Here is a 20,064-nt window from a genome sequence, read left to right as displayed (position 1 = left end):
TTCTCGCGGCAGTTGCTAACCCTAGTTCAACCATATTTGAGGAGACCCCCATGCGCCGCAAACTCGCCGCCGGAAACTGGAAAATGAACGGAACCGGAGGCAGCCTGGCTGAGGTCACCGCCCTCGTTGCGGCCTACCCTGCGCCCAAAGTGGACCTCCTCCTCTGCCCGCCGGCTACGCTTGTTGCGCGTATGGCGGACACGGCGAAGGGCAGCGCGATTACGGTTGGTGGTCAGGATTGCCACGCAAAATCGAACGGCGCCCATACAGGCGATATTTCTGCCGAGATGCTGATTGATGCAGGCGCATCTCACGTGATCCTCGGCCACTCTGAGCGCCGCACCGATCACGGTGAAACAGACGCCATCGTTCTGGCAAAATCAGAAGCCGCGATTGCCGCTGGCCTGATCGTTGTGATCTGTATCGGTGAAACGCTCGACGAACGCGAAGGCGGTAAGACGCTTGATGTGGTCGGCACGCAACTCTCTGGATCGACCCCCGATGCCGCGACAGGTGCGAATACCGTGATCGCTTACGAACCCGTTTGGGCGATTGGCACGGGCAAGGTTCCGACCCTCGACCAAATCGCCGAAGTGCACGGCTTTATCCGTGCGGAACTGGTGAAACGGTTTGGCGATGCGGGCAATGCGTTCCGCGTGCTTTACGGTGGTTCTGTAAAACCTTCGAATGCAGCAGAGATTTTCGCGGTTCAGGATGTGGACGGTGCCTTAGTCGGTGGCGCGAGCCTCAAGGCCGCAGACTTTGGCGGGATCATCGACGCGCTCGAAGCTGCCGTTTAATTCCCCTACCCCATCCAATGAAAAACGGCGCCCCGAGAGGCGCCGTTTGTGGTTTTAGCGGACCACAATCTCTGGTCCCATCAGACTGGTCGGCAAGACCGTCGAAATCCAAGGGACGTAGGTGATCAGGATCAAGAAGACAAAGAGCACAGCGAGGAACGGCAGTGCTGCCTTGACCACTTTCATCATCGGCATCCCTGCCACGCCCGAGGTCACAAAGAGGTTCAGACCAACGGGAGGGGTGATCATACCGATCTCCATGTTCACGACCATGATGATACCGAGGTGGATCGGGTCGATGCCCAGCTCCATCGCAATCGGGAACACCAGCGGCGCAACGATCACGATCAGACCCGACGGCTCCATGAACTGACCACCGATCAGCAAGATCACGTTCACCATGATCAGGAACATGATCGGGCCAAAGCCAGCGTCGAGCATCATCCCCGCGATATGCTGCGGGATTTGTTCGTCGGTCAGAACGTGTTTCAGGATCAGTGCGTTCGCGATGATGAACATCAATGTGATGGTCAGCTTACCGGAGTCGAGCAAGGTGCGGCGGGTGTCCTTGTGAAAGAACGCCGTGACCAAAGCTTGCGGTTTCTTCCAAAGCGGGATCGCACCGTTTTCGTCCGCCAGAGGGCCCATGTCGCGGTAGATAAAGGTCGCAACGATGAACGAATAGATCGCAGCAACGGCAGCAGCCTCGGTCGGGGTGAACGCGCCACCTTTCCAGTAGAACAGGCTCGCCCCTTCTTCAAAGCGGATCCACGGGTGGCCATAGATACCGCCCATAATGATCACGATCAGCAACAGACCCCAGAGCGCATCTTTGAACGACGCGCCGATCTCGCCCCAGCCCTGCCATTCGCCCTTGGGCATGTTTTTCACACGCGCCATGACGTAGATGGTGACCATGAGCATGACGCCAGCCAAAATGCCCGGGATCACACCAGCGAGGAACATACGACCAACCGATACGTCGGTCGCAGAGGCGTAAACCACCATAACGATCGACGGCGGGATCAGGATGCCCAAGGTGCCTGCGTTACAGATCACGCCTGCCGCGAATTCCTTGGTGTAGCCAACCTGACGCATCGCTGCGATCACGATGGAACCAATCGCAACCACGGTCGCAGGCGAAGAGCCCGACAGAGCCGCGAACATCATACAGGCGAAGACGCCCGCAATCGCCAGACCGCCCTGCATGTGACCCACGCAAGCAACCGAGAAACGGATGATGCGCTTTGCCACGCCACCCGTCGACATGAACGACGATGCGAGGATGAAGAACGGGATCGCCAAGAGCGTATAGTGCCCCGCCATCGCCTGATACATCGACTGCGCCACAGAGGCGAGCGAGGTCTCAGAGAAGAACAGCAGGAACAGGATCGACGAGAAGCCCAGCGACACCGCAATCGGTGCGCCCAAGAGCAACAGCCCGACGATCATCAAAAAGAGGAGTGCGACGGTCATCGGATCAGTTCTCCTTGTTGAGGGCCGCGACTTCTTCGACGGCATCCTCGGCTTCGTGGCTGACGATCAGCGAACCGTCACCGGCCTTGATCAGACGCAGGGTGGCTTCGATCACACGAACAACCATCAGGAATGCGCCGAACGGCAGAATGAAATACGGAACAAGGCGGGGCATCTTTTCGTAGGGTTCGCCTACGTTAAAGGTGTTTTCCAGCCAGCCTTGCAGGAACGGGATCGGGATCTGCTCGGTTTCATACCAGCCCTGATCGCGGGTGTTTTCGAACCCTGTAGGGAACCAACGCCCACTCGTCGCGTCAAAGCCCGCAAACGGCGCCCAGTAATCCCAAGCCCCTTTGAGCAAGAGCAGCATATACGCCAAGGTGATCAGAGCCGCCGCCAACGACATAACGAACCGAACACGCGGGTTCACGATCGCCAAAATAGCGTCCACGCCCAAATGCATCGTCACCTTGAAACCATAGCTGATGCCAAACAACACAAGCCACGCAAACAGGATCAAAACCAGCTCAAGCCCCCAGATCAACTGAGAGTTAAATGCATATCGCAGCACCACGTTCGCAAAAGTCACCAATGTCATCAGCCCCAAGAGGAGCGCGATAAAGGTCTCTTCGAATTCGTGGATTGCCCGCGATACGGGCCCCTTGGGCACATATTTTGTCGCCATGACAGTCCCCTACACCATTGGATGTAAAAAAGGCGGGCACCAGTGCAGCGCCCGCCGATAGAGTTGGGCCAGCCAAAGCCAGCCCAGATAGATTAGCCGCCGAACTGTGCGTTGAATGCCTGTGCAGCGTCGATGTTTTCTTGGCCTACGTCCTCAAGGAACTTCGCCCAAACCGGCTGCATCGCATCAACCCAAGCCTGACGCTGTTCAGGTGTCAGAACGCGGATTTCGCCGCCAGCATCGAGGATCGCCTGACGTGCTTCTGCGTCGACTTGGCCAACAGCAGCGTTACGCTCGGTGGTCACTTCGTTAAAGATGGTCATGAACTGATCACGGGTTGCCGGATCAAGGCTGTCGAGCCAGTCAACCGAAGCCACAACGAGGTAGTCGAGAACACCGTGGTTGGTTTCAGTGGTGCCGTCCTGAACCTCAAAGAACTTCTGACCGTAAACGTTCGACCAGGTGTTCTCTTGACCGTCAACAACGCCGGTTTGCAGAGCGCCGTAAACTTCGGAGAATGCCATCGGCTGCGGAGACGCGTTCAGCGCTTCCATCTGAGCAACCAGAACGTCCGAGGTCTGAACGCGGAATTTCAGGCCAGCTGCGTCCTCTGGGGCGATCAGCGGAACGTTCGCCGAGAACTGCTTCAGACCGTTGTGCCAGAAGCCCAGACCCTGCAGGCCGCGGCGCTGCATGGAGTCGAGCATTGCCTGACCAGTGTCAGACGACTGGAACGCGTCAACAGCTTCGATGTTCACGAACATGAACGGAAGGTCGAAGATGCGGAATTGCTTGGTGAAGGTTTCGAACTTCGACAGCGACGGTGCTGCGAGCTGAACGTCACCCTGAAGCATTGCTTCGAGAACTTGGTCATCGTTGTAGAGGGTCGAGTTCGGGTAAACTTCGACGCACATGGTGCCGTCCATCTCAGCGTTTACACGCGACTGGAGCAGGCTCGCAGCGATCCCCTTGGGGTGCTTGTCGGTGTTGGTCACGTGCGCGAATTTGACGACGATCTCGCCTTCATCACAGCCCATCGGGTCAGCGTAAGCAGCGTTTGCAGCAACAGCCAAAGCAGCGGCAGATACCGCGTATTTCATGAATTTCATTTGTTCCTCCCAAAGGATATTCGAACGCCCAATAAGGGCGGGTGGCATTAAAAAGCGTCAGCTAGGCACAGCACGCAAGGCTATATTGCGCATGACGCATGCGTCCAAATTAACCTATTGTTTACAGTAAGTTGACAGCAGTCAACTTTCGCACACACCCATTCTGCAGATGCAAAGTGGCGGAAATCCACACACACCGTTAGCGCCAGATGTGCGGAAATCCGCACACCCCGAAGGCTGAGTGAATCACCAAAAAGATATCAGTTTGTGATCAATCGCGGTAAAGCTCTGCTTTAATCGCGTGCTTTGCCAGTTTGTCGTAGAACGTTTTGCGCGGCAGCTTCAGATGCTTCGCCGCAACGGTCGCGTTGCCATTATGACGGGTCAGCGCGGCGATGATTAACGACCGTTCGACCTGCGCCATTTGCTCTGCCAGCCCCAGTTCTTCGGTATGTGTCCCTTCACCGTCCGACAACCCCATCGCAAAACGCATCGCCGCATTCATCAGCGACCGCGCATTGCCCGGCCAATCCTGCGCCATGAGTTTCGAAATCACATCAGGCGTGATCTCTGGCACGGGAAGGTCAGATTGTTCGCAGGCGATATCGACATAGTGACGGAAGAGCACTGGAATATCTTCGGGGCGTTCCCGCAGCGGCGGAATACGAATGGTTGCCGCCTGCAACCTGTAGAACAAGTCAGGCGAAAACCGTCCCTCCTCTGCCTCTTTGGCGAGGTCGGCATAGGTTCCCGCAATGATGCGAGGCCGATCATGCCCCTCCATCGCATCAAGCAGCGCAAACTGCGCAGCGGGCGACAACCGCAACACCTCGTCCAAAAAGATCGACCCATCCGCCGCATCCCGCAGCGCGACGGCCAGCGTCTCGCCCGTCATGGAGGCGGCAGAGAATTTCAGGAACGGCGCATTCGATCCAACGGACAAGAGGTGCACCACCTCTGCCATCTTGGCCGTCCCAACCCCCGGTTCACCTGTGATCAGTACATCCGCAGTGGTCCGCGCCACTGCCCGCGCGGCCTCTCGCATTTTGTGAGAATGCTCTGACTGCCCACGCAACAGCCGCGCCGCCGCATCGCCCGTCTCAACCTCGCGGCGGAGACGACGGTTCTCTAGGATCAGGTTTCGGGTTTTAAGAGCACGTTCAACAGTGGCGAGCAAATCCTTGGGGGAGCACGGTTTTTCCAGAAAACTAAACGCCCCACCAGAAATGCCACGCACCGCCATCGGCACGTCAGCCTCTCCCGTCAAAAGGATCACGGGCAGTTCACGGTCGACCGATTGCGCGAACTCCAAAAGCTGAAATCCGTCCTTACCGGGCATCCGAACATCGGTGACGACGACACCATTAAACGACTTCGCGATGTGGTCTTTGGCCTCGATGAACGACCCTGCAAGGATCGGTTTCAGATCCGCTAGTTCGAGCGTCTGCCCCAGCGCCTCGCGCACTTCTTTGTCGTCATCCACCAAGAGAACATGTCTCGCGCTCATGCTGCGTCCCGTCCTTTTGTAGCGTCTAATTCAACGGTGAAAATGGCACCGCCATCGGGATGATTGCGACCACGGATCGCGCCGCCGAAACTCTGCACCAGACCATAGGAAATCGAAAGGCCAAGGCCCATCCCTTCGGCCGCGCCCACCTGTTTGGTGGAATAAAACGGATCAAAGATTTTCTCAGGTTCCGCAATCCCTGGCCCTGTGTCACGCACCGACACTGTCACACGTTCGCCCGCGATCACGTCGATATGCACTGCCTTATCGTCTTGACCTTCCATCGCGTCGATGGCGTTCGAAATGAGGTTCAGAACCACCTGTTGCAATCGCACTTCCCCTGCCCTGACCCAAATCGGAGCCTCGGTTTTGTCCCAGTGCAGAACAGCGCCTTCCTGACGCGCTTTGGTCGCTGCCATCTCCATCGCGGCCTCAATCGCGGCGCCAACCTCAACATCGGTGAGCGGTTCGCTCTCTTGACGAGAGAAGGCCCGCAGATTGCGAATGATGCGGCCCATACGACGGACAAGTTCGGAAATGCGGTTCAGGTTTTCGGCGGCCCGTTCGGGGTTTCCGCGTTCAAGGAACGCCTCAGCATTTTCGGCAAAGGATCGGATCGCCATGAGCGGTTGGTTCAGTTCATGACTGATGCCAGCCGACATTTGCCCCAAGGCAGACAGCTTGCCCGCCTGCACCAGATCATCCTGCGCCTTTTTCAACCGCGCCTCGGCAGCCGTCCGTTCAGCCACCTCACGACGGAGGTTCACGGCGACGGCCTCAAGTTCAGACGTCCGCCGTTTCACCCGCGCCTCAAGCAATTGGTTCGCCCGCGCCAAAGTCCGCCGCCGTTCAGTCGCCAGAAACAGCATCGCACCAAACGCCAGTGATAGCGCCGCCGCCACCGCAGCCTGAAGCCCTGCGATTTGTCGTGCAGGGGCCACGTCCAGCAGTGCCTCCCCCGTCAAACCAACGGTAGGCATGCTGAGCGTCAGATGCAGCGCTTCATTCGGAAGGTAACGCCCACCGTCGATTGACCAGATATCATGCGGGCCTCGCATCCTGCTGTCGTAGTCAAAAAACGGCGCGATGTCGTCGGCGCGGTAGTCATCGCTGTCAGCCACAGCGGTAATGTCATTCGATCGCGAACGGAACACCAACTCGGAACGGTTCGACACAAAGACAACATCTAACTCATCGGTGAACAGAACCGCAGGACGATCGCCACGCCATGACGCCTCGATCGCTTCGACGTCGACGGTGACTGTCACTGCGCCGACCACGGGGCCTTCGGTACTGAACACGGGCGAGGTAAAGGTGAAAACGCGCCGCCCGAACGGTTCGCTGAAATAGTGATCAACGCCGAGTGCACCGCTCATCGCGCGTTTAAACCCATAGCGGTCGACCTGCGGCGAAGCGATCCCACGGGCGCTGGCCAGAACGTCGCCAGCCGTGTTCGACACCGTCACATCGAGCGCACCCGTTTTATCGGCAATCTGCGCCAATGTGGATTTCGCGTCCCATCCTGCCAAGGCGACGCCGACCACAGGATGATCTGACACGAGAGCCGCGAGTTCACGAAAACTCTGCAATTCGCTGGTCAATCGGTCTGCGGCCAAGGCCAAATCCGATCGCCCCCGTCGCGCCAATTGATCTAAGGCCGCGCCGTAGCCCCACCACCACACAGCGCCCGTCAATACACCCCAAAACCCCGAAAACAGGGCCACGGCGATTAGACGGTGAGAGAGGCTCGAACGCATTGGTGCAGAGTAGAAAATCCCGCTTGTCTTGACCAGAGAGGATCGTCAAAGTCGCGCCATGCAACGTTTCGACCAATCCCCGACTGACCCCGATTTTGTCCAAAACCCTTACCCGCTTTACGATCGGATGCGTGCTGCTGGCGATTTGGTCTATTGGTCCGACTACGATAAAGTGTGCGCGACATCCCACAAAGCCGTGACGACAATCCTCAAGGATCGACGGTTTGGCCGCGAGGCACCCGCCGAATTCGCCCGTGCCGTCCCCGAGCATCTGCGCCCCTTCTACGACATCGAAGCGCATTCGATGCTGGAACTTGAACCGCCGCGTCATACGAAGCTGAGGGCACTGGTTATACGGGCGTTTACGTCGCGTGGAATTGCGTCGTTGGGGCCGATGATCAGTGAATTGGCGAACGATTTGATTGATCAGCTCCCTGACGGGCCGTTTGACATCATCGACGCCTTTGCGCGACCCATCCCTGTGATCGTGATCTGCCGATTGCTCGGCGTGCCAGAGGATCGCGCCTCTGACCTGTTGCGGTGGTCGAACGATATGGTCGCGATGTATCAGGCCCGCCGCACCCCCGCGATTGAAGCGGCCGCTGTCGCTGCAACGCTCGAATTCCGTGCCTTCCTGACTGATTATATCGCGGCTCGGCGGAAGGCCCCGAAATCCGACCTTCTGTCCGATCTCATCGCAGCAGAGGCCGAGGGGGAAAAGCTGACCTCGGACGAATTGATCGCGACTGTGATGGTGCTGTTGAACGCGGGGCATGAGGCTACGGTTCATACGTTAGGAAATGGCATCAAGGCACTGATTGAAATCGGTAAACCCGATGTAACGCCCGCGACCGCCGAAGAAATCCTGCGCTTTGATCCGCCGCTCCATATGTTCATGCGTTGGGTCTATGAGGACGTGACGCTCTTTGGTCATGACTTCAAACGTGGGGATGAAGTGGGTTGTCTGTTGGCGAGCGCGAACCGCGATCCTGCAGCGTACTCTGAACCCAATACGTTCCAAGCTGATCGCAGCGGCCCCGTGAATGCCAGCTTTGGCGGTGGTATCCATTTCTGTGTCGGTGCGCCGCTCGCACGGATGGAAGTTCACCTCGCCCTTGATGCGCTATTTACCCGCTGCCCCGACCTACGGATGACAGAGCCCGCGACCTATGCGGATCTCTATCATTTCCATGGGCTAGATCGGTTGATGGTTACAACGGCAGCTCAAGCGTCGACTTGATTTCTTCCATCGACAAGAGCGCGGTCACGTTGTGGATGCGCACCTCTGAAATCAGAGCCTGATAGAATTCGTCATAAGCACGGGCGTTTTTCACGCGGACCTTCAGGATGTAGTCGATGTCCCCCGCAAGGCGGTGCGCCTCTTGAACCTCGGGGCGGGCCTGCAACGCGGCGAGGAATTTGCGCTGCCAATCGGCCTCGTGTTCGCTGGTGCGGATCAGGACAAAGAAACAGGCCTCGAACCCAAGAGCCTCTGCATCCAGAAACACCGTCTGACGACCAATGATATTGGCCTCTTTCATCTTGCGGATACGATTCCAAACAGGCGTCTTTGAGGACCCAACATTGCGGGCAATATCGTCGAGCGACTGCGCCGCGTCGGCCTGAAGCTCCTTGAGGATTTTCCGATCCATATCGTCTAACCGAAACGCCATTCTGTATTCCCCGCTGGATTGGAACAAACGTCACCACTGGACGCACAATGCGAACATACGTCCTTATTCATCGGACGCAATAGGCAAAAAGGGGGATATTATTCTATATATCCGTGTAGAAATCGGAGCATCCCATGCAGCACTTTCCAATCTTCCTATCGGTGACCCACCGCCGCATCGTCCTGACGGGCGGTGGCGAAGCGGCACTGGCGAAATTGCGTCTCTTGCTCAAGACTGAGGGCAAGATCACTGTTTTCGCAGATGCCCCGCATCCTGACCTTCTGCGTATGGCGGCTGAGGGTCGCCTCTCGCTAGTTCAGCGGGCGTTCGATTACGGCGATACGCTCTGCGCACGGTTGGTTTATGCCGCGAACGAAGATGCCGTCGAAGACGCCCGTGTCGCACGTATTGCCCGCAGCGAGGGTGCGATCGTGAATATCGTGGACGATCTGCATGGGTCAGACTTTATCACGCCCGCAATTGTTGACCGTGATCCTGTAACGATTGCAATCGGCACCGAGGGCGCAGCCCCTGTTTTGGCGCGCGCGATTAAGGCGGACCTTGAGGCGCGTTTGCCATCGAACCTCGGTCTTTTGGCACGGGTGGGTAAAGCGTTCCGTCATGCGGTGGACATTCTGCCGATGGGCCGCAAGCGTCGCGATTTCTGGGCAGATTACTATTTCAACACGGGCCCCAAGGCTGTTGAGACAGACGGTGAAGCTGGTGCGCAATCGGCGCTTGAGGCCACTCTAGATCATCACGTAATGGCAAAGACCCGCGACGGTCATGTTGACCTCGTTGGTGCAGGTCCAGGTGATCCAGAACTGCTGACGCTCAAGGCTCGCAAAGCGCTGGATGAGGCCGATGTTGTAATCTACGACCGTTTGGTTGCGCCTGAAATCCTCGAACTGGCCCGCCGTGAGGCGATCATGGTCGATGTGGGCAAAGAGGGTTTCGGTGTTTCGACCTCTCAGGACGACATTAACGATCTGATCGTTGAGCACGCGAAAGACGGCCACCATGTTGTGCGCCTCAAATCGGGTGATCCAACTGTCTTTGGCCGTTTGGACGAAGAAATCGAAGCGATTGAGGCGGCTGGGATCAGCTACCGCATCGTGCCGGGAATCACTGCGGCCTCTGCCGCTGTTGCGCAAATTGGTCAGAGCCTGACGAAACGCGGCCGCAATGGATCGGTTCGCCTGCTGACGGGTCACGATATGAAAGGCTTTGCCGAACAGGACTGGCGTGGTCTGGCCCGCGACGGCGAAGTCGCTGCGATCTACATGGGCAAACGCGCTGCGCGTTTCGTTCAGGGCCGTCTGTTGATGCACGGCGCGTCGGCTGACACGCCTGTCACCATCATCGAAAATGTCTCTCGTCCTGAAAGCCGAGTGATCGCCACAACCTTGGCCGAGCTAGAGCCGACCATGTCGACCTCTGACCTCACTGGCCCTGCCCTCACCTTTTATGGACTTGCGCCGCGTCACGCGGTTCAGGTCGCCCGCTCTCTACCGCAAAAGGAGGCCGCACAATGAGCCGCCGCTTTACCCCAAAAGTGATTACCGCAAACCTTCTCCTTGATGGGGATGCTGTCTGGCTGACCGCCGATGACCGCTGGTCGAAGTCGATGCTTGATGCCGAGCTTATTGAGGACGAAGCCCACGCTGACATCCGCATCCTCTTTGCCAACGGTCAAGCAAACATCGTCGTCGGTCCGTACCTCGCTGATGCGAAGGCTGGCCCGAACGGCCCCGAACCGACCCATTTCCGCGAAGAATTCCGCACCCGTGGCCCGTCCAACTATGCCCACGGCAAACAGGTGGAGCTGAACTAATGTATAAGTATAACGACTTTGACGAAGCCTTTGTCCGCTCTCGCGTTGCGCAATTCCGCGATCAGGTGGAACGCCGCATTGAAGGTCAACTGACCGAAGACGAATTCCGTCCGCTCCGCCTGATGAACGGTCTGTATCTGCAGCTGCACGCCTATATGCTGCGCGTTGCGATCCCCTACGGCACGCTCAACAGCCGTCAAATGCGCCAGCTCGCAATGATCGCCGAAAAATGGGACAAGGGCTACGGCCACTTCACCACCCGTCAGAACATCCAATTCAACTGGCCGAAACTGCAGGACGTGCCTGATATCCTCGAGGCGTTGGCCGATGTGGAAATGCACGCGCTGCAAACTTCGGGCAATACGATCCGCAACGTGACGGCTGACCACTTTGCTGGTGCCGCCGCCGATGAAATTGCGGATCCGCGTCCTGTGGCTGAACTGCTGCGTCAGTGGTCCACCGACCACCCAGAATTCCAGTTCCTGCCTCGCAAGTTCAAGATCGCTGTCTCTGGCGGCGAACAAGACCGCGCTGTGACCAAAGCCCACGACATCGGCATCCGCATCGTCCGTAATGCTGCAGGCGAGATCGGTTATCAGATCATCGTCGGCGGTGGTTTGGGCCGTACCCCGATGATCGGTAAGGTTATTCGTGACTTCCTACCTAAAGAAGACCTGCTGCCCTATGTTGAGGCCGTCGTGTCCGTTTGGAACCTGCTGGGCCGTCGCGACAACAAGTATAAAGCACGGATCAAAATCACCGTGTTCGAGAACGGCTTGGACGAATTCGCTCAACTTACGGATGAACGTTTCGAACAAATTCGGGCGGGCTTTACGGGTGTTGATCAGGAAATTCTTGCAGAAATCGAACAATTTTTCCGTGAACCTGAATACTTGACTAAATCTATAGGTGCATTCGACGCACGCTACGCGACGGACCCGGCGTTCCGGTCTTGGGTCGACACGAACCTGAGCGAACACAAGGCAGATGACTATGCAATCGTCACCATTTCGGTGAAAAAGCACGGGGCAACTCCGGGTGATGCGACCGCAGATCAGATGCGGGCGATGGCCGACCTTGCAGAGGCCTATGGTCACGACGAACTGCGCATCAGCCACGAACAAAACGTTGTTTTGCCTCATGTTCACAAGGCCGACCTGCCCGCGATCTATGACGCGTTGAAGGTTGCTGATCTGGCGACTGCGAACGTTGGCCTGATCTCTGACATCATTGCTTGCCCTGGCATGGACTATTGCGCCCTTGCGACCGCACGTTCGATCCCGATCGCACAGGAAATCGCGCAGCGTTTTGACGATCTGAAGTTGGAACATGATATTGGCCCGCTCAAGATCAAAATCTCGGGCTGCATCAACGCCTGTGGTCACCACCACGTGGGCCACATCGGGATTCTGGGCCTTGATCGCGCTGGGGTTGAAAACTACCAGATCACACTTGGCGGTGACGGCACCCAAGACGCGGCCATCGGCGATAAAACGGGCCCCGGCTTTGCGGCTGAGGAAATCACCAACGCAATTGAACGGATCGTTATGGCTTACCTCGCCCTGCGCCAATCGCCCGCTGAGACGTTCCTCGACGCGTATAAGCGCCTCGGCCTAGAGCCGTTCAAAGCCGCACTCTACGAGGAGGCCGCAGCCCATGCCGCTGAGTGAACCCGTCCAACAACGGGTCGACGCTCTGAATGCCCGCTACAAACACCACAGTGCAACTGCGGTTCTCGAACATGCGCTAAAGGACGCTCAAGTCGGTAAAACGGCGATGGTGTCGTCTTTTGGGGCAGAGTCCGTCGTGCTTTTGCACCTCGTGTCCGTCATCGATAACACAACACCCGTGTTGTTTATCGATACTGAAATGCTGTTTGCCGAAACGCTGGCTTACCAGCAGGAACTGACCGAACGTTTGAACCTGAAAAACCTTCAGATCATTCGTGCGGCGGATAAGGCAAAGCGGATTGAAGACCCTGATGGCACGCTGCATCAGTTCAACACCGATGCCTGCTGTAACCTGCGCAAAACCCAACCGTTGCAAGACGCGCTCAAGGGCTATGACGCATGGATTACAGGTCGGAAACGGTATCAGGGCACGACCCGAGCAGCGCTCGAGTTCTTTGAGAACGAGGACGATCACCGGATCAAGATCAACCCGCTCTGCCATTGGGATGTGAACGATCTTCAGGATTATATGACTGAAAACCGTCTGCCGCGTCACCCGCTGGTCGCCCAAGGCTATCCGTCCATCGGATGCGCCCCCTGCACCAGCCCTGTGAAAGAAGGCGAAGACCCACGCGCCGGACGCTGGCGCAACTCGAATAAAACCGAATGTGGCATCCACATCGTAGATGGCAAGGTCGTGCGCAACGGCCAAGCCGCCTAAGGAGACTGACATGACTGTAATCGTCACCGATACCGGCTTTGCAGCCGATGACCACAACGCACCGTTCACCGTATTGGGTGAGGCTTCGGGTGAAACCGCGATCCTGATCCCGTCGAACACCAATCCAGCCGATTTGCCCAAGGCGCTCTCTGCCTCGGTGATCGCGGTCGAATTCCCGTCCTTTGCAGACGGTCGCGGGTTCACCCTTGCTGCACAACTGCGCCGCCTCGGGTTCAAAGGCCGCCTCCGCGCCCAAGGGCACGTGATCTGCGAACAATACGCCATGGCCCGCCGTTCTGGCTTTGACGAGGTCGCGATCAGTGACGAATTGGCCGCACGTCAGCCTGAAAACCTGTGGCTGACACGTGCAAATTGGCAAGCAAACGATTATCAGGCGCGTATGCGGGGCTGAATTGCCCTTTCCTGACACAGATCAAAGTTTAATGATGGATTGGGCTTTAAGCCGCCCATATGACAGATATGACCGAACAGACACTCGTGAAAGACGCCCCCGTGAAAGAAGCCGCTGCAAAGCCACACCTGCCTGACGCTCAAGTCGTCACGGAGGTAAAGCACTACACCGACCGCCTGTTTTCGTTCCGCTGCACCCGTCCTGCGTCGATGCGGTTCCGTTCGGGCGAGTTTGTGATGATCGGCCTTATAGGTGATCCTGATCCTGCAACGGGCAAACAAAAACCGCTGTTGCGCGCGTATTCCATCGCCTCGCCGTCGTGGGACGAAGAGCTGGAGTTCTATTCGATCAAGGTTCAGGACGGCCCGCTGACCTCGAAGCTTCAACACATCAAAGTCGGTGATGAAGTGATTTTGCGTCCGAAACCCGTTGGCACGCTGGTGCATGATGCGCTGCTGCCCGGCAAACGGATTTGGTTCTTTGCGACTGGCACCGGCTTTGCGCCGTTCGCGTCGCTCTTGCGTGAACCACAAACCTACGAAGACTACGATGAGGTCATCATCACCCACACCTGCCGCGAAGTGGGCGAACTGAAATATGGTCACGACCTGATCGAAAGCCTGAAAACCGACGAGTTGTTGAACGAGGTGATCGGTGACGGCTTCTGGAAGAAAATCAAGTACTACCCGACCACCACTCGCGAAGAGAGCCCGAAAATGGGCCGCATCACCGACCTGATGCGCAAGGGCGAAGCGTTTGAGGATCTCGGCGTGCCTCAGATCAACCCGAACGACGACCGCGCGATGGTCTGTGGCAACCTCGCCTTTAACCTCGAGATCAAAGACATGCTCGAAGGGTATGGTCTGGTTGAAGGCGCGAATTCGAACCCACAGCATTACGTGGTTGAAAAAGCCTTCCTCGATTGATCGGATCAGACGGAAAACAAAAGCCCGCCAATTGGCGGGCTTTTTTAGTTTCAGGCCTTAGCCTTTCATCACATTGTCCAGCGCGCGAAGCTGCGCCAATAGCCCCTGCAGCTGTTCGATCGGCACCATGTTCGGGCCATCAGACGGCGCATTGTCGGGATCTTCGTGCGTTTCGATGAACAAGGCGGCACAGCCAACCGCAACTGCAGCGCGTGCCAGTGGCGGCACCATACGCCGATCACCGCCCGAGGAATTACCATTACCGCCGGGCTGCTGCACCGAATGGGTCGCATCAAAAACAACAGGATAGCCCGTCTCGGCCATCGTCGGCAGACCACGGAAATCGCTGACGAGCGTGTTATACCCAAACGACGTGCCACGCTCGCAGAGCATAATATTGGTGTTGCCCGTGCTCTCAATCTTGGCGGCGACGTTTTTCATGTCCCAAGGTGCGAGGAACTGCCCCTTCTTCACGTTGATCGCCTTGCCCGTCTCACCTGCAGCTAATAAAAGGTCGGTCTGACGGCAAAGGAATGCTGGGATTTGCAGAATATCGACGAACTCAGCCGCCATCGTGCAATGGTGCGTTTCATGCACGTCGGTGATCACAGGGCAGCCGAACTCGTCGCGAATTTTCGAAAGGATCGTCAGCCCCGCCTCTGCGCCAATCCCGCGCTTACCACCCAGCGACGAACGGTTGGCCTTGTCATACGACCCCTTAAAAACGAACCCCGTGCCCGTCGCCGCACAAGCCTCAGCAATTTTTTCAGCCAACATGCGTGCATGATCAAGGCTCTCGAGCTGGCACGGCCCCGCAATCAGCGCAAACGGCAGATCATTGGCAACTTCTACATTTCCGATTGTAACGCGATGCATGGGGCTCTCCTTGGCTCGACTTAGCCCCGATATAACCACGCATCACGCTTAGGTCCATCGCCCCTGCCTTTGTGCCGAAAATATCCCGGGGGTTTGGGGGCAGAGCCCCCTTACCCGGCCACCATCCGTAGTGCCTTTGCCCGTGCGGGCGGGATCGCGCGGATTTCGAGGCCAGTGAAAACATGCAGCGTATTCAGGTCATTATCGACCACTGCGTGATCGCTCACCCAGCCGCCCATCAGCAGATAGGTCTTGAGCAACGGTGGCATCCCTAGCATCGCCCTTTTGCGATCCAGGGGCCTACGCAGACGTTCAGCGGCGAACCGGATCACCTTGGGCGCTTTGACCTTGGGCAGCCACCGCATCGGCGCGAGGTGTTTTTCGGCGAGCATATCAAGGGCATCTAGATAAGCCTCAGCCTCCGTGCCCCAGAAGGACGAACAGCCGAATAGCATCTCGACCCCGTTGTCATCGACAAAGCGGGTCATGGCACCCCATGCGACTCGCAGGATATCGGGATCTTTGTGCTCGGGGTGGATACAGAACCGCCCCATCTCGACCATCGGCCCATCAAAGGCCTTGAGCGCGGAGAGTTCATAATATTGTGCGGAATAACTCTGCCCGATTTCAGCACCACCAGAGAGCGGCATCAGGCGGAAACAGCAGACCAGATCGCCTGTGCGGGTATCCTCGACCAGCATATGCTGGCAGCGGGCGTCGAAATCATCGGCTTCGATCCCGTCGTCATGCCCACCGTCTGCGATAAAACAGGCATAGCGCAGGCGCTGCGCGGACATTAGGTCTTGATCAGTTTCTGCAAGTCGAGCCGCATAGCGACCCTTACGCAACAACACCCGCATGGGATCACCCTCTGCACTCATGCTCCCGCCACCATAGGCGCGGGATGTAACAGGTATATTGATCCTGAACGGTAAAGCCGCAATGCGATTTTAATCGGAGCCAAAGATATCGGCAGCGTTGAAGCGACCAATCGAGCCGAGCAGCTGACGCAGGAATACGTTGTCACGCAGATTGTCGTCGGTCACACGGCGCGACAGCGACACCACCTGACCATCGTTGAGGCCAAAGGTTTCGATATTGCGTGCAATGCCGCCCGCATCAAAGGTCACCGCGACGACCGTACGGTCGATCTCTTTGGGGGGCATCGCACCGTAGTGGCGCATCTGATAGGACACGTAATAGAGCCCGCCATCTTCGAGCACGCCACCCATCGTCGGGCGGCCCAGCTTTTCAATGACGGATTCGCGGGTGTCGCTGCCGAGGGTGACCATCGCGATGGCCTCTGCCTCAGGTGCAAAGCCGTGATTGGCGACCCGCTCTACACAGCCCGACAGACCGGCGACCGCAGCCACAGTTGCGACCACGAAAACACCTTTGCGGATGATGCGACCTGATTTGAACATACCTGCCCCCTTGTATCGCCTGCCCGAGCCTTTTAATCCGCTTACATCACCACAGACCCGAAGTTCAAGGATTGAAGCGCCATGGAGACCTCTAAGACCACATTACGGTTCGCCGATCTTCCCAATCGCGCCGATACGACCTTTGCGATTGAACCCGATGCCGCGCAGCGTGCGGAAATCGCCGAAAGCCTAGGAATCCCTGCTATTCGCAAGTTGCGGTTCAACGGATTGATCCGCGCCGAGGGCAAACACGACTGGGTTTTGTTCGCTGATCTGGGCGCGACGGTCGTTCAGGATTGCGTGATCACTCTCGAACCTGTGACCACTCGGATCGACCAAAAGATCAAACGCACCTACCTCAGCGACATCGAAGATCCGCTGATCGGTGAGGTCGAGATGCCCGAAGATGACACAGTTGAGGAACTTCCAGCCACGCTGAACCTCGTTGATGTCATGACCGAAGCGCTCGCGCTCGCCCTGCCCGACTTCCCGCGGGCCGATGGCGCAGAGCTGGGCGAAGCTATTTTCACAGAGCCAGGTTTGGCCCCAATGCGCGACGAAGACACCCGTCCGTTCGCGGGTCTATCTTCGCTAAAAGATGCGCTTGAAAAGAAGGACGAATCTGGCGCATAAGCCCTCTCATCAAATGGGGTTGAACATTTGCGGATTCGCAGTATGTTCGCGACCTCTTTCGAACGAGGGTCGACAGGCCGCGTCATATCTACTATGACGCCCACGAACTTCACCGAGATAACGAAACAACGGGCCCTGTGCCCCTTAGATAATAGGTAGAGACATGGCCGTTCAGCAGAACAAAGTCTCCAAATCGCGCCGCAACATGCGCCGTGCACACGACGCTCTGGTTGCAGCAAACCCGAACGAATGCCCGTCCTGTGGCGAACTGCGCCGTCCGCACCACGTATGCCCGTCCTGTGGCTCGTACGCTGACCGCGAAGTCATCGCTCAAGCGAACGACGTCGATCTGGACGAAGACGCAGCCTAAGGGCTTGCCATTACGGGTGGGGAATTGACGGGATGGATACGTCCAAAACCGCCTCGAAATCCGTAGTGCTGTCAGTCGACGCCATGGGTGGCGATAAAGGGCCTGCAGCTGTTGTTGCGGGCCTTGCGTATTTCTTCGAAGAAGAACCGCTCGCCAAAGTCATTCTTCACGGTGATGAAGCCGTGCTTGCGCCGCTCGTTGAAAAGCGTCGCCTGTCTAAACGTGTCACCATCCGCCATGCAGAGCGGGCTGTGACCATGGATGACAAACCCGCACAGGTTCTCCGCAATTCCAAAGGCACCTCTATGCTTTCCACCGTTGACGCGGTGCGCAGTGGTGAGGCCGATGCTGCCGTGTCATGCGGCAACACTGGTGCGCTGATGGCGTTGTCGATGTTGCGTTTGCGCAAGGCCGAAGGTGTGAACCGTCCGGCCATCGCTTGCCTCTGGCCCTCGCGGAACCCCAACGGGTTCAACGTAATGCTCGACGCAGGGGCCGATATTCGCGCCGACGAAGACGATCTTTTGACCTACGCGCTGATGGGCACCTCTTATGCCCGCAACGGCATGGGCCTCACTCGTCCGCGCGTCGGTCTTTTGAACGTTGGAACCGAAGAACACAAAGGTCGTGCCGAACTTAAGGTCGCGCATGAACTGATCGGTGCCGCCGCTGAAAAGGGCGAATTCGAATACATCGGTTTTGTCGAAGGTGGCGATCTGCCCTCTGACCGCGTTGATGTGATCGTGACCGATGGCTTTACCGGCAACGTCGCGCTGAAAACAGGCGAAGGCACCGCCCGCCTGATTTCCGACGCCCTGAAAGAATCATTCACCCATTCGATCTGGTCCAAACTGGCCGCAGCTTTCGCTTACACATCGCTGAGCCGTTTGAAGAAAAAGATAGATCCGCGCAATGTGAACGGTGGTGTCTTCCTCGGCCTGAACGGCACTGTGGTCAAAAGCCACGGTGGTGCAGATGCCAAAGGCAACGCCGCCGCATTCAAACTGGCCTACACGCTGGGTCAGAACCGGTTTGCTGACAAACTTGCGGCACGGGTTGCATCTGCAGCCACCCTCCCCCAAGATATCCTCCACGAGGGTGAGCCGGTCCCGACCTCCGGCCAAGAAGGCGAGCAAAACTAAATGACGATACGCGCTGTTGTAAAAGGTGTCGGGCACTACCTGCCCGAGAACGTTGTTCCCAACAGCTACTTCGAAGACAAGCTCGACACGTCCAGCGACTGGATCGTTTCGCGTTCTGGCATCGAACGCCGTCATTTCGCCGCCGAAGGCCAGACCACATCGGACTTAGCCACCAATGCCGCCAAAGCCGCACTGGAAAACGCGGGTCTTACGGGCAATGACATCGACGCGATTGTTTTGGCAACTTCGACCGCTGATCTGACCTTCCCGTCGGCAGCGACCATGGTGCAGCACAACATTGGCAACACCCGTGGCTTTGCCTTTGACCTTCAAGCGGTCTGCGCTGGCTTCGTCTTTGCCCTAACCAATGCGAACGCGCTGATTCAGGCAGGTTCTGCTAAACGCGTTCTGGTGATTGGCGCAGAAACCTTTAGCCGCATCATGGACTGGCAAGATCGCGGCACCTGCGTTCTCTTTGGCGACGGTGCTGGCGCATTGATCCTTGAGGCCCAAGAGGGCACGGGTTCGACCGATGATCGTGGGATCCTGTCGACCGACTTGAATTCTGACGGCAGCTACCGTGACCTCCTCTATGTGGATGGTGGCGTGTCGACCCAATCGACGGGCGTTCTGCGCATGGAAGGCAAAGAAGTCTTCCGCCACGCTGTCGAAAAGCTGGCTCAGACCGCGCACACCGCCTTGGATAAGGTCGGCCTCGGCTCTGACGATGTGGATTGGGTTGTGCCGCATCAGGCGAACATCCGTATCATCCAATCGACCGCGAAAAAGCTGGGCGTTGGCATGGACCGCGTTGTTGTGACCGTTCAGGATCACGGCAACACCTCGGCCGCCTCGATTCCTCTCGCACTGTCGGTTGGCGTGGCGAACGGACAGATCAAACAAGGCGATCTGGTCGTAACCGAAGCCATCGGCGGCGGACTCGCTTGGGGCTCAGTCGTCGTACGGTGGTAAAGAGCCGCTGAAACTGCGATCTGCAAGTCGTTGTTATTGACTCCTAAATTGCGCTCTGCCTAAGCTTCTGAAAACCT

21 protein-coding genes are annotated in these 20,064 nt (G+C 57.4%); 12 read left to right on the top strand and 9 right to left on the bottom strand.

What is annotated here, in order from left to right; all coding sequences use genetic code 11:
• Positions 1-50 precede the first annotated feature (50 nt).
• Positions 51-800 carry a triose-phosphate isomerase gene (tpiA, locus tag QWY83_RS05410; RefSeq protein ID WP_249946268.1) on the top strand — a complete coding sequence of 250 codons (750 nt, stop codon included), beginning with the start codon at positions 51-53 and terminating at the stop codon, positions 798-800.
• A gap of 54 nt (positions 801-854) precedes the next feature.
• Here tpiA and QWY83_RS05405 read toward each other — a convergent pair whose 3' ends face one another.
• The 5 genes from QWY83_RS05405 to QWY83_RS05385 form a co-directional block, all read right to left on the bottom strand.
• A complete protein-coding gene (locus QWY83_RS05405; protein WP_249946269.1) occupies positions 855-2,276 on the bottom strand; it encodes a TRAP transporter large permease in 1,422 nt (473 codons plus the stop codon).
• 4 nt (positions 2,277-2,280) lie between these two features.
• Complete coding sequence (locus tag QWY83_RS05400; RefSeq protein WP_249946270.1) at positions 2,281-2,961, bottom strand: TRAP transporter small permease; 681 nt, start codon at positions 2,959-2,961, stop codon at positions 2,281-2,283.
• Between the two features lie 92 nt (positions 2,962-3,053).
• A complete protein-coding gene (locus QWY83_RS05395; RefSeq protein WP_249946271.1) occupies positions 3,054-4,070 on the bottom strand; it encodes a DctP family TRAP transporter solute-binding subunit in 1,017 nt (338 codons plus the stop codon).
• Between the two features lie 271 nt (positions 4,071-4,341).
• Positions 4,342-5,577: a sigma-54-dependent transcriptional regulator gene (locus QWY83_RS05390; protein WP_249946272.1), complete on the bottom strand. Its 1,236-nt coding sequence runs from the start codon at positions 5,575-5,577 to the stop codon at positions 4,342-4,344.
• On the bottom strand, positions 5,574-7,334 hold the full coding sequence (locus QWY83_RS05385; RefSeq protein WP_249946273.1) for a sensor histidine kinase: 1,761 nt from the start codon (positions 7,332-7,334) through the stop codon (positions 5,574-5,576). The genes QWY83_RS05390 and QWY83_RS05385 overlap by 4 nt, the downstream gene beginning before the upstream one ends.
• Before the next feature lie 58 nt (positions 7,335-7,392).
• Between QWY83_RS05385 and QWY83_RS05380 the strand changes: the two genes are divergently transcribed.
• On the top strand, positions 7,393-8,574 hold the full coding sequence (locus QWY83_RS05380; RefSeq protein ID WP_249946274.1) for a cytochrome P450: 1,182 nt from the start codon (positions 7,393-7,395) through the stop codon (positions 8,572-8,574).
• Here QWY83_RS05380 and QWY83_RS05375 read toward each other — a convergent pair.
• Positions 8,546-9,007, bottom strand: a complete 462-nt coding sequence (locus QWY83_RS05375) for an Lrp/AsnC family transcriptional regulator (RefSeq protein ID WP_105235248.1) — start codon at positions 9,005-9,007, stop codon at positions 8,546-8,548. The genes QWY83_RS05380 and QWY83_RS05375 overlap by 29 nt on opposite strands.
• 134 nt (positions 9,008-9,141) lie before the next feature.
• On the opposite strand from QWY83_RS05375, the gene cysG reads away from it, so the two are divergent.
• The 6 genes from cysG (at position 9,142) to QWY83_RS05345 (ending at position 14,570) form a co-directional block, all read left to right on the top strand.
• Positions 9,142-10,542 carry a siroheme synthase CysG gene (gene cysG, locus QWY83_RS05370; protein WP_249946275.1) on the top strand — a complete coding sequence of 467 codons (1,401 nt, stop codon included), beginning with the start codon at positions 9,142-9,144 and terminating at the stop codon, positions 10,540-10,542.
• Entirely contained in the window at positions 10,539-10,841 is a 303-nt protein-coding gene (locus QWY83_RS05365) for a DUF2849 domain-containing protein (protein WP_105235250.1), read from the top strand. The genes cysG and QWY83_RS05365 overlap by 4 nt, the downstream gene beginning before the upstream one ends.
• Positions 10,841-12,511, top strand: a complete 1,671-nt coding sequence (locus QWY83_RS05360; RefSeq protein WP_249946276.1) for a nitrite/sulfite reductase — start codon at positions 10,841-10,843, stop codon at positions 12,509-12,511. Before QWY83_RS05365 ends, QWY83_RS05360 begins: the two co-directional genes overlap by 1 nt.
• Positions 12,498-13,232, top strand: coding sequence for a phosphoadenylyl-sulfate reductase (locus QWY83_RS05355; RefSeq protein WP_249946277.1), 735 nt, complete (start codon positions 12,498-12,500; stop codon positions 13,230-13,232). The genes QWY83_RS05360 and QWY83_RS05355 overlap by 14 nt, the downstream gene beginning before the upstream one ends.
• A gap of 10 nt (positions 13,233-13,242) precedes the next feature.
• Positions 13,243-13,644 carry a DUF934 domain-containing protein gene (locus QWY83_RS05350; RefSeq protein ID WP_249946278.1) on the top strand — a complete coding sequence of 134 codons (402 nt, stop codon included), beginning with the start codon at positions 13,243-13,245 and terminating at the stop codon, positions 13,642-13,644.
• Between the two features lie 68 nt (positions 13,645-13,712).
• A complete protein-coding gene (locus QWY83_RS05345; protein ID WP_249946279.1) occupies positions 13,713-14,570 on the top strand; it encodes a ferredoxin--NADP reductase in 858 nt (285 codons plus the stop codon).
• 57 nt (positions 14,571-14,627) lie between these two features.
• Here QWY83_RS05345 and kdsA read toward each other — a convergent pair whose 3' ends face one another.
• From kdsA to QWY83_RS05330, 3 genes are all read right to left on the bottom strand, one after another.
• Positions 14,628-15,446: a 3-deoxy-8-phosphooctulonate synthase gene (kdsA, locus tag QWY83_RS05340; protein WP_249946280.1), complete on the bottom strand. Its 819-nt coding sequence runs from the start codon at positions 15,444-15,446 to the stop codon at positions 14,628-14,630.
• Positions 15,447-15,556: 110 nt separating this feature from the next.
• Positions 15,557-16,306 (bottom strand): GNAT family N-acetyltransferase, encoded by a 750-nt coding sequence (locus tag QWY83_RS05335; RefSeq protein WP_249946281.1) that lies wholly within the window; start codon positions 16,304-16,306, stop codon positions 15,557-15,559.
• Between the two features lie 90 nt (positions 16,307-16,396).
• Positions 16,397-16,870 (bottom strand): outer membrane protein assembly factor BamE, encoded by a 474-nt coding sequence (locus QWY83_RS05330; protein ID WP_249946282.1) that lies wholly within the window; start codon positions 16,868-16,870, stop codon positions 16,397-16,399.
• Positions 16,871-16,951: 81 nt separating this feature from the next.
• Between QWY83_RS05330 and QWY83_RS05325 the strand changes: the two genes are divergently transcribed.
• From QWY83_RS05325 to QWY83_RS05310, 4 genes are all read left to right on the top strand, one after another.
• Positions 16,952-17,503, top strand: a complete 552-nt coding sequence (locus tag QWY83_RS05325) for a YceD family protein (RefSeq protein ID WP_249946283.1) — start codon at positions 16,952-16,954, stop codon at positions 17,501-17,503.
• 163 nt (positions 17,504-17,666) lie between these two features.
• Positions 17,667-17,873, top strand: coding sequence for a 50S ribosomal protein L32 (gene rpmF / locus QWY83_RS05320; protein ID WP_067548783.1), 207 nt, complete (start codon positions 17,667-17,669; stop codon positions 17,871-17,873).
• A gap of 32 nt (positions 17,874-17,905) precedes the next feature.
• A complete protein-coding gene (gene plsX, locus QWY83_RS05315; RefSeq protein WP_249946284.1) occupies positions 17,906-19,015 on the top strand; it encodes a phosphate acyltransferase PlsX in 1,110 nt (369 codons plus the stop codon).
• Complete coding sequence (locus QWY83_RS05310) at positions 19,016-19,987, top strand: beta-ketoacyl-ACP synthase III (protein WP_067548789.1); 972 nt, start codon at positions 19,016-19,018, stop codon at positions 19,985-19,987.
• Positions 19,988-20,064: the final 77 nt, after the last annotated feature.

It is taken from the genome of Marivivens donghaensis (assembly GCF_030410045.1).
Lineage (GTDB): Bacteria > Pseudomonadota > Alphaproteobacteria > Rhodobacterales > Rhodobacteraceae > Marivivens > Marivivens donghaensis.
This window is presented reverse-complemented; position numbering and strand designations above follow the sequence as displayed.

What these genes read in the sequence shown, in the direction of transcription:
- tpiA (WP_249946268.1), top strand. Translation starts at nt 51, where the DNA reads ATGCGCCGCAAACTCGCCGCCGGAAACTGGAAAATGAACGGAACCGGA.
- QWY83_RS05405 (WP_249946269.1), bottom strand. Translation starts at nt 2,276, where the DNA reads ATGACCGTCGCACTCCTCTTTTTGATGATCGTCGGGCTGTTGCTCTTG.
- QWY83_RS05400 (WP_249946270.1), bottom strand. Translation starts at nt 2,961, where the DNA reads ATGGCGACAAAATATGTGCCCAAGGGGCCCGTATCGCGGGCAATCCAC.
- QWY83_RS05395 (WP_249946271.1), bottom strand. Translation starts at nt 4,070, where the DNA reads ATGAAATTCATGAAATACGCGGTATCTGCCGCTGCTTTGGCTGTTGCT.
- QWY83_RS05390 (WP_249946272.1), bottom strand. Translation starts at nt 5,577, where the DNA reads ATGAGCGCGAGACATGTTCTCTTGGTGGATGACGACAAAGAAGTGCGC.
- QWY83_RS05385 (WP_249946273.1), bottom strand. Translation starts at nt 7,334, where the DNA reads ATGCGTTCGAGCCTCTCTCACCGTCTAATCGCCGTGGCCCTGTTTTCG.
- QWY83_RS05380 (WP_249946274.1), top strand. Translation starts at nt 7,393, where the DNA reads ATGCAACGTTTCGACCAATCCCCGACTGACCCCGATTTTGTCCAAAAC.
- QWY83_RS05375 (WP_105235248.1), bottom strand. Translation starts at nt 9,007, where the DNA reads ATGGCGTTTCGGTTAGACGATATGGATCGGAAAATCCTCAAGGAGCTT.
- cysG (WP_249946275.1), top strand. Translation starts at nt 9,142, where the DNA reads ATGCAGCACTTTCCAATCTTCCTATCGGTGACCCACCGCCGCATCGTC.
- QWY83_RS05365 (WP_105235250.1), top strand. Translation starts at nt 10,539, where the DNA reads ATGAGCCGCCGCTTTACCCCAAAAGTGATTACCGCAAACCTTCTCCTT.
- QWY83_RS05360 (WP_249946276.1), top strand. Translation starts at nt 10,841, where the DNA reads ATGTATAAGTATAACGACTTTGACGAAGCCTTTGTCCGCTCTCGCGTT.
- QWY83_RS05355 (WP_249946277.1), top strand. Translation starts at nt 12,498, where the DNA reads ATGCCGCTGAGTGAACCCGTCCAACAACGGGTCGACGCTCTGAATGCC.
- QWY83_RS05350 (WP_249946278.1), top strand. Translation starts at nt 13,243, where the DNA reads ATGACTGTAATCGTCACCGATACCGGCTTTGCAGCCGATGACCACAAC.
- QWY83_RS05345 (WP_249946279.1), top strand. Translation starts at nt 13,713, where the DNA reads ATGACCGAACAGACACTCGTGAAAGACGCCCCCGTGAAAGAAGCCGCT.
- kdsA (WP_249946280.1), bottom strand. Translation starts at nt 15,446, where the DNA reads ATGCATCGCGTTACAATCGGAAATGTAGAAGTTGCCAATGATCTGCCG.
- QWY83_RS05335 (WP_249946281.1), bottom strand. Translation starts at nt 16,306, where the DNA reads ATGCGGGTGTTGTTGCGTAAGGGTCGCTATGCGGCTCGACTTGCAGAA.
- QWY83_RS05330 (WP_249946282.1), bottom strand. Translation starts at nt 16,870, where the DNA reads ATGTTCAAATCAGGTCGCATCATCCGCAAAGGTGTTTTCGTGGTCGCA.
- QWY83_RS05325 (WP_249946283.1), top strand. Translation starts at nt 16,952, where the DNA reads ATGGAGACCTCTAAGACCACATTACGGTTCGCCGATCTTCCCAATCGC.
- rpmF (WP_067548783.1), top strand. Translation starts at nt 17,667, where the DNA reads ATGGCCGTTCAGCAGAACAAAGTCTCCAAATCGCGCCGCAACATGCGC.
- plsX (WP_249946284.1), top strand. Translation starts at nt 17,906, where the DNA reads ATGGATACGTCCAAAACCGCCTCGAAATCCGTAGTGCTGTCAGTCGAC.
- QWY83_RS05310 (WP_067548789.1), top strand. Translation starts at nt 19,016, where the DNA reads ATGACGATACGCGCTGTTGTAAAAGGTGTCGGGCACTACCTGCCCGAG.